The sequence below is a fragment of the Methylocystis sp. genome (genome assembly GCF_051061225.1).
Classification (GTDB): Bacteria; Pseudomonadota; Alphaproteobacteria; order Rhizobiales; family Beijerinckiaceae; genus Methylocystis.
Window position 1 is genome coordinate 34533 of the sequence record NZ_JBPFEB010000067.1, and the last position, 13875, is coordinate 48407.

A 13875-nucleotide genomic window follows, 5' to 3' on the forward strand; every position below is an offset into this window, starting at 1 on the left:
GTCCAGACAGCGGGTGAAACCGCGTCCCTCCTCCCGGCTTGACTCTTTCTGCGACCAGAACAAATATCGAACACGCGCCGTGAGCGCCTTCTCCAATTTCGGGACCTTACGACCGATGTCGCGAAGCGGCGTTTCGGAACGCATCCGTTTTTTGCGCGCCCGCGTCGCCGCCATCGAAGCGGGCGGGCAGGCGCCGCCGCGCGCCCCCGTCCCCGCGCCCGACGCCGACCGGTTCGACGCCCTCCTCGGCGCCGGACGCGCCGGCTTGAGCGAAATTTTCCCGGCCCGGGCGCCGGACGCCCCGGCGGCGGCGGCTTTCGCTGTCGCCATGGCGCTGCGGGCGCGGGCCGCCCGTCGCGACGGGGCGCTGGTCTTCATCATCGAGGATCTCGGGGCGCAGGAATTCGGCCTCCCCTATGGGCGCGGCCTCGCGCAGGCGGGGCTCGATCTGTCGCGTTTCGCCCTGATCCGCACGCGCCGTCCGCGCGAGACGCTCTGGGCGATGGAGGAGGCGCTGAAGAGCCCCGCCTGCGCGGCGGTCGTCGCCGAGACCTTTCTCGACGCGCGTCTCTACGATCTCTCCGCCTCGCGCCGGCTGCTGCTCGCCGCGCGGCGCGGCGGGGCGCTGGGCCTCGTGGCGTCGCTCGCCTCGCCTCAGGCGCGCCTCTCCAGCGCCGCCGAACTGCGCGTCGAGGTCGCCGCCGCCGCGCCGGGCGTTGCGGGCGCGCGCCGCAGTCCGCCGCTCTCTCCCGCCGCGCCCTTCCGCTGGCGCCTGCGCTTCGCCAAGGCGCGCGCCGGGCGCTGGGGGGAAATCGATCCGGCGGAGTGGCGTGAAATCGCCTTCGATCCCCAACAGGCCGTGTTTCGTCATGCGTTTCCTGAGCGTTTTCCTTCCCAGGCTTGCGACCGACCGGCTGCTGCGCCGCCGTCGCGGCGCCGCGCCTGAGGCCTTCGCCCTCTACGCCCGCGAGACAGGGGCCGAGCGGCTCACGGCCGTCGACGCCGGCGCGCAAAAGCGCGGGCTGATTCCCGGCATGGCGGTGGCCGACGCCCGCGCCCGCTGCCCCGCGCTCGAGCTCGCCGAGGCCGAGCCGAAAGCCGACGCCGCCGCGCTCGACGCCCTCGCCGACTGGAGCCGCCGCTTCACGCCGCTCGCCGCCGCCCGCCCGCCGGACGGGCTCATTCTCGACGTGACCGGCGCGGCGCATCTTTTCGGCGGCGAGACGGCGCTGCTCGACGAGGCGGAGGCCCGCCTCGCGGCGTTGGGCTTTTGCGCCCGCGCGGCGATCGCGCCCGGCCCGGCGCTGGCCCGCGCGCTGGCCCGCTTTTCAGGCGTGAGGCATGTCGCGGAGGCCGCCGGGCAGGGGGAGATCGACGCGCTGGCGGCGAGCCTGCCGGTCGAGGCGCTGGAGGCGGGGCCAGAGGCGCTCGCGGGCCTGCGCCGCGCCGGGCTGCGCCGCGTCGGCGATCTTCTCGACCGGCCGCGCGCGCCTCTCGCCGCGCGTTTCGGCCAGGCGGCGCTGACCCGCCTCGACGCGCTGACCTGCCGCATCCGCGACCCCATCTCTCCGCGCTTCGAGGCGCCCGCCTTCATCGCCGAGCGGCGCTTTCCCGACGGGCTGACGCAGCGCGCCGATCTGGAGGCGACGCTGGCGCGGCTCTGCGCCGATCTCTGCCCGATGCTGGAGCGGGCGGGGGCGGGCGCGCGGCGGCTCGAAGCCGTCTTCTATCGCGTCGACGGCGCGGTGAAGCGGCTGGAAGCCGGGACGAGCCGGCCGCTGCGCGATCCCGCCCGCCTCGCCGCCCTTCTCGCCGAGCGTCTGTCGGCGGTCGCCGAGGAGGGGCTCGACACCGGCTATGGATTCGACGTGCTGCGCCTCTGCGCCACCGAGACCGAGCGCGCCGCGCCGCCGCAGACGAGTCTCGCGCCGCCGGAGCGGGGCGCTGCGGACGACGCCGATCTCGGCGATCTCATCGACCGGCTCGGCGCGCGGCTCGGACTGCGGCGGGTGCTGCGGCTGCATCCGCAAGCCTCGCATCTGCCCGAATTCGCCGTCGCCGCCGTCCCGGCCGCCTCTGGCCCGCCGGCGCCCTTCCCGGCGCAGGCGGCGCCGCGTCCCTTGCGGCTGTTCGAGCGGCCCGAGCCCGTCGAGACGATCGCGCTTTTCCCCGACGGGCCGCCGCTGCGGTTTCGCTGGCGACGGGTGTTGCACGAGGTGGTGGCCTATGAGGGGCCGGAGCGTCTCGCGCCGCCCTGGTGGGGCCCGGCGCGAGACGGGCCGACGCGCGATTATTTCCAGGCCCAGGACAGGGACGGGCATGTGTTCTGGCTGTTTCGCGAGGGGCTCTACGGACGCGAAACCGAGGCGCCGCGCTGGTTCGTCCACGGCCTGTCGTGACGTCGCCCGTCTCGCTCATCGGCCCGCGACGCCTTATCTTCCTCTTCATGAGCGAGACCAGAAGCTACCGCATCGTCGCCGGCTCGCGGGGGCCGCGACGGGATTTTCGCATCGCCGTGGGCCTGCGCGAGGGCTGGGACCCGGAGGGGCGCGTCTATGACGTCTCCGAGGCCGTGCGCACCGCGCGGCGCTGGATGCGGCGGCGGGTCGAAGAGGGGAAACCCGCCCTCTCGGGCATGTTCGCCCGCGCCGAGGTCACCTACGCCTGGCCGAAGGAGGGCGGCGGCGTGGGCTCCGACCGCGAGCCCGTCGCCATTTTCACCGGGGAGGCCGTGCACGCCTATCTGGGCCATCTGCCGGACGCCGACATCGAAGACATGCTCAATGACCTCGCCATGGAGCTCGGCGCGGCGCTGGGCCAGGAGCGCCTCTATGTCGCCTTTTGCGACCGCACCTGGATTTTGAGCTGTGAGCCCGAGGCGTCTTGAAAGACGCCCGCGCGGCGCCGATATCCGGCGCGGCCGCCCGGGCGCTTCCGCCGCGGGAGGCCGGCAAAGCCCCGCTCCCAAGGCCCCGTTCCCTTGCCAAAATCGATGTGAATGTTTATAACATTTACATCGGCGACCGGAGACCGGGGCCGTGCACAAACTGGAGCCAAACATGAGCTGCGATCGTTTTTCCCGAATGTCCGCCTCACCCTGGGGGCGTCAGGGAGGGTGCGCGCATTGGAGGCCGTTCGAAGTCGCGGCCGTCGTTATGGGCTTCCTGATCTTCTGGCCGATCGGCCTCGCCCTGCTGTTCCTGAAACTCTGGGGCCGGAGCTTCGGCTATGAGGGCGATCTCTTCTCCTTCGCCGCCGAGCAGGGCGCGAAGGTCAAGACCGCCTTCGGCGACGTCTCGCGCGAGGCGGGCTGGGCCGGGCCGTCCTTCATGCGGTCGACCGGCAATGTGGCCTTTGACGAGTGGCGCGAGGGCGAGCTCGTCCGACTTGAGGAAGAGCGCCGCAAGCTCGCCGAAGCCGAGCGGGAGTTCGCCGAGCATATCTCCGAGCTGCGCCGCGCGCGCGACCGGGAGGAGTTCGACTCCTTCATGCGCGCCCGCAAGGGAGGCGCCCAATAAAGGCGTCACGTAAGGAGTCAGCGTAATCGCGTTTTCGACGGCCGGCGGCGACGCCGGCCGTTTCCTTTCCGCCACGATCAAGAGTTTTCAGGCAGTTAACTAAATTTTTCGACGCTCGGTTAAGAGCTCGTCGACCATGCTGCGCGGCATGGCCCTCCGGATCGCCTTCCTCCTCCTTCTCGCCGCCGCGACGCTCGCGGGCTGCGCGGGGCCGTTCAAGCCGCAGCGCCCCGCCTGGCGCGCGCAGGCGGAAAACGCCTGCATCGCACAGCGCAAGGTGCAGCCCTCGGAGTTCATCGCCCTCGCCAGCGAGGTCGACGGCCCCGGCATTTGCGGCCTCACCAGGCCGTTCAAGGTGACGGCGCTTCAGGGCGGCGCGGTCGCCTTCAATTCCACGGCGACGCTTGATTGCTCGATGGTCGCCGAGCTGGACCAGTGGCTCGCCGACACGGTGCAGCCCGCCGCGCAGGCGCGCTTCGGCCAGCAGGTCGCGCGCATCGACTCAATGGGCTCCTACGCCTGCCGGGGCATGAACAATCAGAGCGGCGCGCAGCTCTCGGAACATGCCTTCGGCAATGCGCTCGACATTGGCGGCTTCGTGCTCGAGGACGGCCGGCGGATCACGCTGGTGCAGGACTGGTGGCGCGGCGACGATCAGACCCGCGCCTTCCTGATGGATGTGCATCGCGGCTCCTGCGAGCATTTCACAACCGTCCTGTCGCCGGGGTCCAACGCCTTCCACTACAATCACATCCACGTCGATCTCGCCATGCACGGCCGTTCCGGCCATACGATCTGCAAGCCCGCGCCGCAGGAAACCCTCCCGCCGCCGCCGGAGTCGCCGCTCATCGCCATGCAGAAAGCGCGCCCGTCGATCGGCGACGAGACCGACGCCGACACGGCCGGGCGCCCGCCGTCGGCGGCCTATGAGGGCGGCGACGGCTTCGGGCCGATCGACCCCGCGGCGGGGGCGGAGGATCTGACGTCGACGATCCGGCGGCGGTGAATCAGGGGACGAATTCGCCGCTTGTCTCGACGGATTTCCTGCGCTTGTCGTAGACGCAGACGATGGCGCGCGGGGCCTTGGCGTCGGTCGACGTCCCGCGCGCGATGGCGACGCCATAGGAGTCGCTGCCGAAGGGATCGACCGCGATGGCCGGCGTCTCGAGCCGGCCCGCGACGGCTGTCTCGCAGGACTTCAGGACAGCCTCGCGAAACTTCCGCCAGGCGTCCTCGCTCGAGGCCAGGGCGGGCGTCGCGGCCAGAACAAGCGGAAGCAGCAGGCGCCTCACTTGCGCCCGCCCACGCTCATCAGCCGCAGAACCAGCCAGGCGGGCACCACGAAAACCGCGCCGGCGAGCACATAGCTCGCGAGCTCCTTCACCGCGCCGAAGCCGAGTTGATAGATGCGGTCGATGAAGGACTGCACGCCGCGCAGAATGTCGATCGGCCGCAGCTCCAGCCACATCAGCAGCGCGCCGACGACAAGCGACACGAAAAAAAGACGGATGGCGACAGCGAGCGGCGAGCCGCCGAGAAAATTTTCAAGCGCGTTCCTGGACGCCATGGTCTGTGATTCCGTTTCAGATGAGCCCGGAAGGATGACTAGGTCGCGCCGCTCCCGGGACGATCCGGGCGGAGCGGGCCTGTCGAGATGCGGCCAGTTGGCGAAGGGTCCGTCGTCCGTCATCGGCCTGTTCCGGGCGGAGGGCTCAAAGCCGCCCGTCGCCCGGGGTTTCCTCCCGGAAAAGCCGCATTATGCGTCGCAGGAAGCGCTCGGTAAAGGAGAGCGCCCGCTCGAAGTCCTCCTCGCGCGGCAGGGTGGAGGGCGGTTGGCCGGCGACCGCTTTCAGCCGCGCGTTCTCGCCGCGCAGCCGTTCGATCTCGTCTTGCAGCGCCGCCCGCTCGTCGGCCCCGACCCGGCAGACGGAAACGCCGTCCTTCGCCGTGCAGAAGGACACCGCGCCCGTCTGCCTGTCGAGGCGCAGAAAGCCGCCCTCCGTGGGTTGCAGGGAGAAGCGGTCGGCTTCCGGCGCGACGATGGTCGGCGTCTCGTCCGCGACAGCCGCCGGCCCGGTCAGGGTCAGCGCCAGAAACGCCAGTCGCAGCTTCAGTTGGCGCATGACAGCCGTCCCGGCGCGAGGAAAGATGAGCCGCAGATGGGAATGCGCGCCGCTTGCGTCAATGGCGCAAAGGCCGCGAGAGAGCGCGCTTGATCGCGCGCCCGCGCTCAGCCATAAATTGCCGGTCGGGACGCCAGACGGGTCCCGCCTGTCACGAGGCGCCAGAAGGGCTTCAGCAGATGTCGCGTCCCCCTCTCAACTCGCCGTTCCTGCTCGGCTTCGACGAAATCGAGCGCGCGCTGGACCGCGTCACGCGCAGCGGGTCGGACGGCTATCCGCCCTACAATATCGAGCGCCTGCCGCGCACGGAGAACGAGCCTGAGCGGCTGCGCATCACCCTCGCCGTCGCCGGCTTCACCCGCGACCAGCTCGACGTCTCGCTGGAGGAAAACCAGTTGGTGATCCGCGGCCGTCAGGCCGAGGACCGCGAGCGGCACTTTCTGCACCGCGGCATCGCCGCGCGCCAGTTTCAGCGCGCCTTTCTGCTCGCCGACGGCATGCAGGTGCTGGGCGCCGATCTGGTCAACGGGCTGTTGTCGGTCGACCTCGTCCGGCCGGAGCCGGAGCGGGTGATCAAGAAGATCAACATCATCGCGCGCGATTAGCCAAGCTGTCCCTCCGCCGCGCGGCGCGCCATTTCTTGGCGAGGCCGCTGTGGCCAGATGCAGAAAGGGACGCTCATGCGAAACGCGTTGCTGACCGTCGCCCTGACGGGCTCCCTCCTTCTCTCCGGCGCGGCGGCGCGCGCGGAAATCGACTGGTCGCGCGTCGACGCGGTGATGGACAAGGAAGCCGCGATCATCGGCACGGTTCACAAATACCCCCTGCCGCGCAGCGATCTCCATGTGACGCTGGACAGTGTCGAGGTGAAGCCGGCGCTGGCTTTGGGCGGCTGGGTCGCGTTCCAGCAGATCGGCGCGGACGCCATGATGATGGGCGATCTGGTGCTGAGCGAGTCGGAGGTCCGGCCGGTGATGCGGTCGCTGCTGGCCGACGGCGTCAGCGTCACCGCCATCCATAATCATCTTTTGCGAGCTTCGCCCGCCACGCTCTACATGCATGTCTCGGGCTTCGGCGACCCGGTCGTGCTGGCCCGCGCCGTGCGCGAGGCGCTGGCCGAGACGAAGACGCCGTTCGCGCCGGCTGCGCAGGCCGCTCCGGGGACGGTCAGCCCCGGCTTCGACGTCGCGAAGCTCGACACGATTCTGGGCGCGAAGGGAAAGAACAGCGGCGGCGTCTGGCAGTTCAGCTTTCCGCGACCCGACGACATCCGCGTGGCGGGCATGGCCATGCCCCCCGCCATGGGCGTCGCGACAGCGCTGAATTTCGAGCCGACCGGCGACGGCAAGGCCGCGATCAGCGGCGACTTCGTGCTTCTCGGCAAGGAGGTGCCGGCGCTGCTGAAGACGCTCGACTCGAATGGCGTCGAGGTCACGGCCCTGCACAACCATATGCTGAACGACGAGCCCAGGCTCTTCTTCGCGCATGTGTGGGCGCATGACGACGCCGTGAAGCTGGCGATGGCGCTTCGCGCCGGGCTCGACGTGATCGGCTCGAACCAGACGTCTATTCCGCCGGCGCCTGCGCCGGGCCATGCGTCGTCATCGCCGTGAGCCGTGTCGCCGCCACGATCGCGGCGATGGTCGCGACATAGGCGACGACCTGCATCTGCGACGGCTGGTCGGCGTAGCCGATCAGCGTGTGCAGCACGCGGCCCGGGATGCTCTTGTCGGAGAGAAGCCAGGACGTGTCCCACAGCGTGTCGGCGAGGGCGGTGATCGTTCCCGCCTGCTGGAGAAAGGCCACCGCCTGCGCGGTCAGCCCCGCCGCGAGGAGGGTGATCAGCCATGTCGTCACGGCGAAGAGGCGCCGGGGTGGAATGGAGATGAGGCCGTAGAAGGTCGCGAGGCTCGTCGCGGCGCCGAGCCCCAGGCCCGCCAGGCCGCCAGTGAGCACACTGCCCGCCGGCTCGCCCGAAGCGAGCACGCCATAGAGGAACAGCGCGACCTCCGAACCTTCCCGCAGCACCGCAAGCGCCACGACGGCCGCCAGCGCAAACAGGGTGCGGTCGCCGCGCGCGACGGCGCGGCCGACGTCCGACAGCTCCTGCGCCAGCTCGCGCCCGTGTCGCGCCATCCAGATGTTGTGCCACGCCAGCATGACCACGGCGATCATCAGCACCGCCGCGTTGAACAGTTCCTGCCCGCTGCCGGCGAAGGCCTTCGAGAGCTGCTCGGCGAAAGCCGCCACGATCAGCGCCCCGAGCACCCCCGCTCCGACGCCGCCCGCGATATGGGCGCGTGAACCGGAGACGCCGCGCGTCACCGCGGCGACGATGCCGATGATGAGGCCCGCCTCGATGGCCTCGCGAAAGACGATGATGAGCGCGCCGAGCATTATTCGACGACGACCTCGCCCTTGGCGCTGTCCTCGTGGAACTCGCCGAAGAACTTGTAGCGGCCGGGCTTCAGCGCCCGGATCTGGAAGGTCGCCTCGCTGTTGGCGGGCACGACCTTCTCGATGCGCAGGGGCTTGGACTCGAATTCCTCGGGCGTGCCGTCGAGGTTCTTCACGACCAGCGTGGCCGGCTTGTCGGCCGCGATCTTCAGCTCGGCGGGGTCGAATTTGTGGTCCTTGATCGTGAGCGTGTAGCTCTCGGCGGCCGCCGCGCCGCAGGCCCCCGCGATGAGGAGAAGAACCGCCGCCGCAAACCTGTTCATGCACGCCTCTTTCTGGTCGGATAACCGATGCATGCAACGTAGGGACCAGCAGCGCGGCCGTCAAAGGAGCTAATCTGGATTGTTTCCAGAATCAGCCGCGACAAAACGCGCCGGAGGGTCGCCGACATGGGCGGCGACCGGGGGCGCGGACAAGCGCGGCGACCATTCGCGTGGGCGGGTTCCTGACGCGCCTTGTCGCCTTTGCGACGCTCAGCCGCCAGGGTAGCCGTGACGGGTCTTGGAGGCGCGCACCAGCGAGACGGCCCTTGCGTCCTGCCCGGCGGAGCAGGCGGCGGCGGCTTCGGAGATTTCGCCCTGGATCTGGCTGTAGACGCTCTGATTGACATGGCCCATCGAGAGGTCGTTCTCCATCACCGACCGGTAGCGGGCGATGGCGCCGGAGCAGCCAGCGCCCTCCGGAAGCGTCTGCTGCGCCGCCGGCGCGGGACGCGGCGGGCCGGGCGGGTCGATCACGGGGCCGGTCTGGCGCGCCGCGTTGCAGCCGGCGAGGGCGGCGGCGAGGGCCAGGGTCACGGCGGGAAGTGCCGAATGGCGCATCTTTTCCTCCAAATCAGGGATGCGCGACCTTTGTAAAGTCGGGACCCGCCGCCGGGCAATGGCCGGGTCTCCGCATTTCCGCGAGACCCCCCTTGGCGAGCGCGGCGCGGGGGGCTATAAAGCAGGCGAGCGTGGCGCGTGACCGGAAGGTCCCGCGCCGCGACTGTTTTACGGCGAGCGTCCTTCGGGCCTCGCTTTTGATCAGAATCGGGCAAGCGCATGGTCAACCCGTTTACGTTCCTGCAGGAAGTTCGCGCCGAGGCGAACAAGGTAACCTGGCCCACGCGCCGGGAGACGATGATCACGACCGGCCTCGTCATCCTGATGGTGCTGTTCGCGAGCCTGTTCTTCGTTCTCGTCGACTCGGCCCTGCGCTTCCTCGTCGGCCTGCTGCTGCGGGTCGGCCAGTAATTTCTAATCCGGAGCAGGGCGCGCCCTCATGAGCATGCGCTGGTATATCGTCCACGCCTATTCGAACTTCGAAAAGAAGGTCGCGGAGGCGATCCGCGAGGGCGCCGCCCAGCGCGGCCTTGTCGAGAATTTCGAGGAAATTCTCGTGCCGACCGAGCAGGTCGTCGAGGTCCGCCGCGGCCGCAAGGTCTCCACCGAGCGCAAGTTCTTTCCCGGCTATGTGCTGGTGAAGTGCAATCTCACGGACCCTGTGTTCTCGCTGATCAAGAACACGCCGAAGGTCACGGGATTCCTCGGCGCCGACAACAAGCCCATGCCCATCTCCGAAGACGAGGCGATGCGCATCAAGGGCCAGGTGGCCGAGGGCGTCGAGCGTCCCAAGCCGACGGTCAGCTTCGAGGTGGGCGAGACGGTGCGCGTCGCCGACGGGCCCTTCGCCTCTTTCAACGGTCTCGTCGAGGAAGTCGACGAAGCGCGCTCGCGCCTCAAGGTCGCCGTCTCGATCTTTGGCCGCCCGACGCCGGTCGAGCTGGAGTTCGGCCAGGTCGAGAAGGTCGGGTGAATCCTTCCCCTCATTTTTGAGGGGAGGCGCGCCTCTGCGATTGTGAAAAACCTGTGCTATAAAGCTTGACTACATTTTGTGGTCCGAGGGAGCCGCGATGAGCGACGAGCCCGAGAATTTCACATTGGCGTTGCTGCGCAAGATCGACGCGAAGGTGGACACGCTTCGCGTCGAGGTGTCGGCCATGCGCGAGGTCATGGTCACCAAAGATGAATTGCGCTCCGAGATCAATTCACTGCGCGCCGACGTGGCCTCCGACATGTTGGTTCAGGAGAAGCGGCTCGGCGACCAGATCGCCGGCCTGCGTCGCTCCGTGATGGAATATCACTCGTCGGCGATTGGCCACGGCGTGCTGCTGACCGAACTCGAGGAGCGCGTGCGCCGTCTCGAACAGCAAGCGCGCTTCTTGCCAGAGGGACATTGAGGCGCGCTCGGCGCAGCACGTCGACTCCCCCGCTTTCCCTGCTTGCTCTTTCCGCCGCCTTCCCCTAAAAGCGGCGCGTCCCCCGGATGGCCTCGCTGTCCGGGGCATCATACGTGGCGGGCCCGCCCCGAACGCCATCGGGGACCACGGACCGGACCACGAACTGCAACCGGCGGAAGCGGGCGCTGTTCGGCGTCGCGCGCCGTCATTCGTTGGAGAAGGTCAATGGCGAAGAAAATTGCCGGCTACATAAAGCTGCAGGTGCCGGCCGGCGCGGCGAACCCCTCGCCGCCGATTGGTCCCGCGCTCGGTCAGCGCGGCCTTAACATCATGGAATTCTGCAAGGCGTTCAACGCCAAGACGGCGCAGGTGGAGAAGGGGACGCCGATCCCCGTCATCATCACCGCCTATCAGGACCGCTCCTTCACCTTCGAGATGAAGCAGCCGCCGGTCTCCTTCTTCCTGAAGAAGGCCGTTGGCCTCAAGATCGGCAAGAAGCCGGCTTCGGGCTCGAAGACCCCCGGCCGTAACGTCGTCGGCAAGATCACCAAGGCGCAGATTCGCGACATCGCTGAAAAGAAGATGGTCGATCTGAACTGCGCGTCGGTCGAGTCGGCAATGTCGATGATTCAAGGCTCCGCCCGCGCGATGGGCCTCGAGGTGGTGGAGTAAGACCATGGCGCATGTCGGAAAACGTATCCAGAAGGCCCGCGAGGGCATCGAGCGCACCAAGCTCTACCCGATCGACGAGGCCGTGAAGCTCGTGCGCAGCCGCGCGACGGCCAAGTTCGACGAATCGGTCGAGATCGCCATGAACCTCGGCGTCGACCCCAAGCACGCCGACCAGATGGTCCGCGGCGTCGTCAATCTGCCGAACGGCACCGGCCGCGTCCTGCGCGTCGGCGTCTTCGCGCGCGGCGCCAAGGCCGATGAGGCCAAGGCCGCGGGCGCCGACGTCGTCGGCGCGGAGGATCTGGTCAGCATCGTCCAGGGCGGCACGATCGACTTCGATCGCTGCATCGCCACGCCGGACATGATGCCGCTGGTCGGCCGCCTCGGCAAGGTGCTCGGCCCGCGCGGCATGATGCCCAACCCGAAGGTCGGCACGGTGACGATGGACGTCGCCGGCGCGGTGAAGGCCTCCAAGGGCGGCGCGGTCGAGTTCCGCGTCGAAAAGGCCGGCATCATTCAGGGCACGGTCGGCAAGGCCTCGTTCAACGACGACAAGCTCGTCGAGAACATCAAGGCCTTCGTCGACGCGGTTGCCAAGGCCAAGCCGCAGGGCGCCAAGGGCACCTATATCCAGCGCGTCGCCATCAGCTCGACCCAGGGCCCGGGCGTGAAGGTCGAAGTCGGCTCGCTGGGCGCGACCACGGCGTAAGGACTGGAACAGTTTCGAGATTTGGGAGCCGGCGGGAAACCGCCGGCTTTTTCGTTTTCAGCAATCAGCGATGCGAGCTTGTCGGAGTCGACGCGCATGTCGCGCGCTCCCGAGGAAGATTCGCGCTCCTATCCCTTTGACGAAGGCTTCGGCGGGCTCAGCGGACAGGCGGTCTGCAGGGCCGACACAGCCTTGCCCGCATTGTCGAGCGCCTTGAGCGCGGTCGTCACGTCGGAGTCGACTTTCACGCCGGCCGCGGACGTCGTCTTCGCCGTGGCGTCGGCTTCGGCTTTGGCCGCCAGTTTTTCGAGTGAGGTCATCGCATATTCGAGCGTTCCCGCCTGACGGTAGGTGTCCAGATCGGACATCGCCATGAACAGAGGATACTCGTCGATCGAGCAACTCATGCGAGAGCGGAGAAGCTTGGCGACATTCGCGCGGTCCGTGCGCATCTGTGTTTCGACAACCTGAATGGTTCGCGTCATCAGCACGTCCCGGTCGAAAGCCGCCTTCGATCCCGTGATCCCGGTCGCCACCGCCGCGAGAACCTTCGTTGTCTGGCCGACCGGAATGGTCGCGCCCGCAGTGGAAACCCCGAGTGAGGCGATCGAGGTTGCGAGATTGGCGAATTCGTTCTCCTTGCCGAGCTTCGACTCGTAAACATTGTAGTTGTGGTCAATCACGAACATCTTGGCCGTGATGACTTGGTTCCGGCTCTGAGCCGACGTCAAAGCCTCGTCCAGGACGCCCGCTCTGTTGAGGTCGTCGGCCGCTACGACTCTCTTCAGTTCCTCGTCGCTCATGTACTGGTTGGGGCCGACCAGATACGGGCTTGGGCCATCCAGGAAGGGGATCGGATCGTGGGCGCATCCAGAAAGCGAAATAATTCCCAAAGCGAGGAGAAATCTGTTCATTGGCCGAATCTCCCGGCAAGCTGAAACTTAACAAATGGTAAACAACGACGCCCGGCGTCGAAATTGGCAAATCTTGAGCGTGGCGTTTATTTGGCCGCCTGTGGCCGCGCCGCAACAACGCGGCCTGACGCGCGGCAAGGGCGCCTCGATTTCGGACAAGCCGGCTTCCGGCCGGCGGCGGCCGACACGGATCGCCGCCATCCCCTCGCGTCCCCTTGCCGCACGTGCCTGTTCCTGACGCTTTCCGCCTTGTGCGCGGGCGCTCTTGCCAATAGTTTGGCGGCCGCGATATTCGCCGCGCGAGGGCCGGGCCGCCGTTTACGGGGCGCCGGGCGCTTGCGCTTCACCGCGCGCCCGTTCTCTTTAGGAATCGCTGCATGTCCGTGCTGATCGACAAGAACACCAAAGTCATCACTCAAGGGTTCACCGGCAAGACCGCCACCTTCCATTCGGAGCAGGCGATCGCCTACGGAACCAAGATGGTCGGCGGCGTGTCCCCGGGCAAAGGCGGCTCCACCCATCTCGGCCTGCCGGTCTTCGACACGGTGGCTGAAGCCCGCGCCAGGACCGGCGCCGAAGCGTCGGTCGTTTACGTTCCGCCGCCGGGCGCGGCCGACGCCATCTGCGAGGCCATCGACGCCGAGATCCCGCTGATCGTCTGCATCACCGAGGGCGTGCCGGTCCAGGACATGATCCGCGTCAAGCGCTCCCTCTCGGGCTCCAAATCGCGCCTCATCGGGCCGAACTGCCCGGGCGTCGTCACGGCTGGCGAAAGCAAGATCGGTATCATGCCGGGGAACATCTTCTCCCGCGGCTCGGTGGGCGTCGTGTCGCGCTCCGGCACGCTGACCTATGAGGCGGTCTTCCAGACGACCCGCGAGGGTCTCGGCCAGACCACGGCCGTCGGCATCGGCGGCGATCCGGTCAAGGGCACGGACTTCATCGAGGTGCTGGAGCTGTTCCTCGCCGACGAGGCGACCAAGTCGATCATCATGATCGGCGAGATCGGCGGCTCGGCCGAGGAGGAAGCGGCCCAGTTCTTGAAAGACGAGGCCAAGCGCGGCCGCAAGAAGCCCATGGTGGGCTTCATCGCCGGCCGCACCGCCCCTCCCGGTCGCCGCATGGGCCATGCCGGCGCCATCATTTCGGGCGGCAAGGGTGACGCCGAGAGCAAGATCGCGGCGATGGAGGCGGCCGGAATCAGGGTTTCCCCCTCTCCGGCGCGTCTGGGCAAGACTTTGGTCGAGGTGCTGAAAGGTTAGGC

The 13875-nt window shown here is 68.2% G+C and carries 20 protein-coding genes; 13 read left to right on the forward strand and 7 right to left on the reverse strand.

The genetic code is table 11. The features are described 5' to 3' along the window. Positions 1–115 precede the first annotated feature (115 nt). From ACR652_RS12050 to ACR652_RS12070, 5 genes are all read left to right on the forward strand, one after another. Positions 116–946: a hypothetical protein gene (locus ACR652_RS12050; protein WP_434506729.1), complete on the forward strand. Its 831-nt coding sequence runs from the start codon at positions 116–118 to the stop codon at positions 944–946. After that, positions 870–2399, forward strand: coding sequence for a Y-family DNA polymerase (locus tag ACR652_RS12055; RefSeq protein ID WP_434506730.1), 1530 nt, complete (start codon positions 870–872; stop codon positions 2397–2399). The genes ACR652_RS12050 and ACR652_RS12055 overlap by 77 nt, the downstream gene beginning before the upstream one ends. Next, on the forward strand, positions 2396–2887 hold the full coding sequence (locus ACR652_RS12060; RefSeq protein WP_434506731.1) for a hypothetical protein: 492 nt from the start codon (positions 2396–2398) through the stop codon (positions 2885–2887). The genes ACR652_RS12055 and ACR652_RS12060 overlap by 4 nt, the downstream gene beginning before the upstream one ends. 196 nt (positions 2888–3083) lie before the next feature. After that, positions 3084–3518 (forward strand): DUF2852 domain-containing protein, encoded by a 435-nt coding sequence (locus ACR652_RS12065; RefSeq protein WP_434506811.1) that lies wholly within the window; start codon positions 3084–3086, stop codon positions 3516–3518. Positions 3519–3654: 136 nt separating this feature from the next. Next, a complete protein-coding gene (locus tag ACR652_RS12070; protein ID WP_434506732.1) occupies positions 3655–4524 on the forward strand; it encodes an extensin-like domain-containing protein in 870 nt (289 codons plus the stop codon). 1 nt (position 4525) lies between these two features. On the opposite strand, the gene ACR652_RS12075 is transcribed toward ACR652_RS12070, so the two are convergent. From ACR652_RS12075 to ACR652_RS12085, 3 genes are read right to left on the reverse strand one after another with little or no spacing between them, the layout of a single operon-like run. Next, on the reverse strand, positions 4526–4810 hold the full coding sequence (locus tag ACR652_RS12075) for a hypothetical protein (protein ID WP_434506733.1): 285 nt from the start codon (positions 4808–4810) through the stop codon (positions 4526–4528). Next, positions 4807–5208, reverse strand: coding sequence for a DUF6460 domain-containing protein (locus tag ACR652_RS12080; RefSeq protein ID WP_434506734.1), 402 nt, complete (start codon positions 5206–5208; stop codon positions 4807–4809). The genes ACR652_RS12075 and ACR652_RS12080 overlap by 4 nt, the downstream gene beginning before the upstream one ends. A 22-nt stretch (positions 5209–5230) precedes the next feature. Continuing rightward, complete coding sequence (locus ACR652_RS12085) at positions 5231–5641, reverse strand: hypothetical protein (protein ID WP_434506735.1); 411 nt, start codon at positions 5639–5641, stop codon at positions 5231–5233. 179 nt (positions 5642–5820) lie between these two features. On the opposite strand from ACR652_RS12085, the gene ACR652_RS12090 reads away from it, so the two are divergent. Together ACR652_RS12090 and ACR652_RS12095 are read left to right on the forward strand one after the other, a co-directional pair. Then, on the forward strand, positions 5821–6246 hold the full coding sequence (locus ACR652_RS12090; RefSeq protein WP_434506736.1) for an Hsp20 family protein: 426 nt from the start codon (positions 5821–5823) through the stop codon (positions 6244–6246). A gap of 75 nt (positions 6247–6321) precedes the next feature. Beyond that, positions 6322–7254, forward strand: coding sequence for a DUF1259 domain-containing protein (locus tag ACR652_RS12095; RefSeq protein WP_434506737.1), 933 nt, complete (start codon positions 6322–6324; stop codon positions 7252–7254). Here ACR652_RS12095 and ACR652_RS12100 read toward each other — a convergent pair. From ACR652_RS12100 to ACR652_RS12110, 3 genes are all read right to left on the reverse strand, one after another. Beyond that, positions 7208–8038, reverse strand: coding sequence for an FTR1 family iron permease (locus ACR652_RS12100; RefSeq protein WP_434506738.1), 831 nt, complete (start codon positions 8036–8038; stop codon positions 7208–7210). The genes ACR652_RS12095 and ACR652_RS12100 overlap by 47 nt on opposite strands. Continuing rightward, complete coding sequence (locus ACR652_RS12105; RefSeq protein WP_434506739.1) at positions 8038–8361, reverse strand: cupredoxin domain-containing protein; 324 nt, start codon at positions 8359–8361, stop codon at positions 8038–8040. Before ACR652_RS12105 ends, ACR652_RS12100 begins: the two co-directional genes overlap by 1 nt. A gap of 210 nt (positions 8362–8571) precedes the next feature. Next, positions 8572–8919 (reverse strand): hypothetical protein, encoded by a 348-nt coding sequence (locus ACR652_RS12110; RefSeq protein WP_434506740.1) that lies wholly within the window; start codon positions 8917–8919, stop codon positions 8572–8574. 219 nt (positions 8920–9138) lie between these two features. On the opposite strand from ACR652_RS12110, the gene secE reads away from it, so the two are divergent. The 5 genes from secE (at position 9139) to rplA (ending at position 11697) form a co-directional block, all read left to right on the forward strand. After that, entirely contained in the window at positions 9139–9330 is a 192-nt protein-coding gene (gene secE, locus ACR652_RS12115) for a preprotein translocase subunit SecE (protein ID WP_434506741.1), read from the forward strand. A 28-nt stretch (positions 9331–9358) separates the two neighbouring features. Then, positions 9359–9892: a transcription termination/antitermination protein NusG gene (gene nusG / locus ACR652_RS12120; protein WP_434506742.1), complete on the forward strand. Its 534-nt coding sequence runs from the start codon at positions 9359–9361 to the stop codon at positions 9890–9892. A gap of 97 nt (positions 9893–9989) precedes the next feature. Then, entirely contained in the window at positions 9990–10316 is a 327-nt protein-coding gene (locus tag ACR652_RS12125) for a hypothetical protein (RefSeq protein WP_434506743.1), read from the forward strand. 225 nt (positions 10317–10541) lie between these two features. Next, positions 10542–10988, forward strand: a complete 447-nt coding sequence (gene rplK / locus ACR652_RS12130; protein ID WP_434506744.1) for a 50S ribosomal protein L11 — start codon at positions 10542–10544, stop codon at positions 10986–10988. Between the two features lie 4 nt (positions 10989–10992). Further along, entirely contained in the window at positions 10993–11697 is a 705-nt protein-coding gene (rplA, locus tag ACR652_RS12135) for a 50S ribosomal protein L1 (RefSeq protein WP_434506745.1), read from the forward strand. A 128-nt stretch (positions 11698–11825) separates the two neighbouring features. Here rplA and ACR652_RS12140 read toward each other — a convergent pair whose 3' ends face one another. Beyond that, positions 11826–12611, reverse strand: coding sequence for a hypothetical protein (locus ACR652_RS12140; protein ID WP_434506746.1), 786 nt, complete (start codon positions 12609–12611; stop codon positions 11826–11828). Positions 12612–12988: 377 nt separating this feature from the next. Here ACR652_RS12140 and sucD point away from each other — a divergent pair, with 377 nt between their 5' ends. Beyond that, entirely contained in the window at positions 12989–13873 is an 885-nt protein-coding gene (sucD, locus tag ACR652_RS12145) for a succinate--CoA ligase subunit alpha (protein WP_434506747.1), read from the forward strand. Positions 13874–13875: the final 2 nt, after the last annotated feature.

Bases quoted from the DNA above. Each gene is read 5' to 3' on its own strand.
- ACR652_RS12050 (WP_434506729.1), top strand. From the start codon at position 116: ATGTCGCGAAGCGGCGTTTCGGAACGCATCCGTTTTTTGCGCGCCCGC.
- ACR652_RS12055 (WP_434506730.1), top strand. From the start codon at position 870: ATGCGTTTCCTGAGCGTTTTCCTTCCCAGGCTTGCGACCGACCGGCTG.
- ACR652_RS12065 (WP_434506811.1), top strand. From the start codon at position 3,084: ATGTCCGCCTCACCCTGGGGGCGTCAGGGAGGGTGCGCGCATTGGAGG.
- ACR652_RS12070 (WP_434506732.1), top strand. From the start codon at position 3,655: ATGCTGCGCGGCATGGCCCTCCGGATCGCCTTCCTCCTCCTTCTCGCC.
- ACR652_RS12080 (WP_434506734.1), bottom strand. From the start codon at position 5,208: ATGACGGACGACGGACCCTTCGCCAACTGGCCGCATCTCGACAGGCCC.
- ACR652_RS12085 (WP_434506735.1), bottom strand. From the start codon at position 5,641: ATGCGCCAACTGAAGCTGCGACTGGCGTTTCTGGCGCTGACCCTGACC.
- ACR652_RS12090 (WP_434506736.1), top strand. From the start codon at position 5,821: ATGTCGCGTCCCCCTCTCAACTCGCCGTTCCTGCTCGGCTTCGACGAA.
- ACR652_RS12095 (WP_434506737.1), top strand. From the start codon at position 6,322: ATGCGAAACGCGTTGCTGACCGTCGCCCTGACGGGCTCCCTCCTTCTC.
- ACR652_RS12100 (WP_434506738.1), bottom strand. From the start codon at position 8,038: ATGCTCGGCGCGCTCATCATCGTCTTTCGCGAGGCCATCGAGGCGGGC.
- ACR652_RS12105 (WP_434506739.1), bottom strand. From the start codon at position 8,361: ATGAACAGGTTTGCGGCGGCGGTTCTTCTCCTCATCGCGGGGGCCTGC.
- ACR652_RS12110 (WP_434506740.1), bottom strand. From the start codon at position 8,919: ATGCGCCATTCGGCACTTCCCGCCGTGACCCTGGCCCTCGCCGCCGCC.
- secE (WP_434506741.1), top strand. From the start codon at position 9,139: ATGGTCAACCCGTTTACGTTCCTGCAGGAAGTTCGCGCCGAGGCGAAC.
- nusG (WP_434506742.1), top strand. From the start codon at position 9,359: ATGAGCATGCGCTGGTATATCGTCCACGCCTATTCGAACTTCGAAAAG.
- ACR652_RS12125 (WP_434506743.1), top strand. From the start codon at position 9,990: ATGAGCGACGAGCCCGAGAATTTCACATTGGCGTTGCTGCGCAAGATC.
- rplK (WP_434506744.1), top strand. From the start codon at position 10,542: ATGGCGAAGAAAATTGCCGGCTACATAAAGCTGCAGGTGCCGGCCGGC.
- rplA (WP_434506745.1), top strand. From the start codon at position 10,993: ATGGCGCATGTCGGAAAACGTATCCAGAAGGCCCGCGAGGGCATCGAG.
- ACR652_RS12140 (WP_434506746.1), bottom strand. From the start codon at position 12,611: ATGAACAGATTTCTCCTCGCTTTGGGAATTATTTCGCTTTCTGGATGC.
- sucD (WP_434506747.1), top strand. From the start codon at position 12,989: ATGTCCGTGCTGATCGACAAGAACACCAAAGTCATCACTCAAGGGTTC.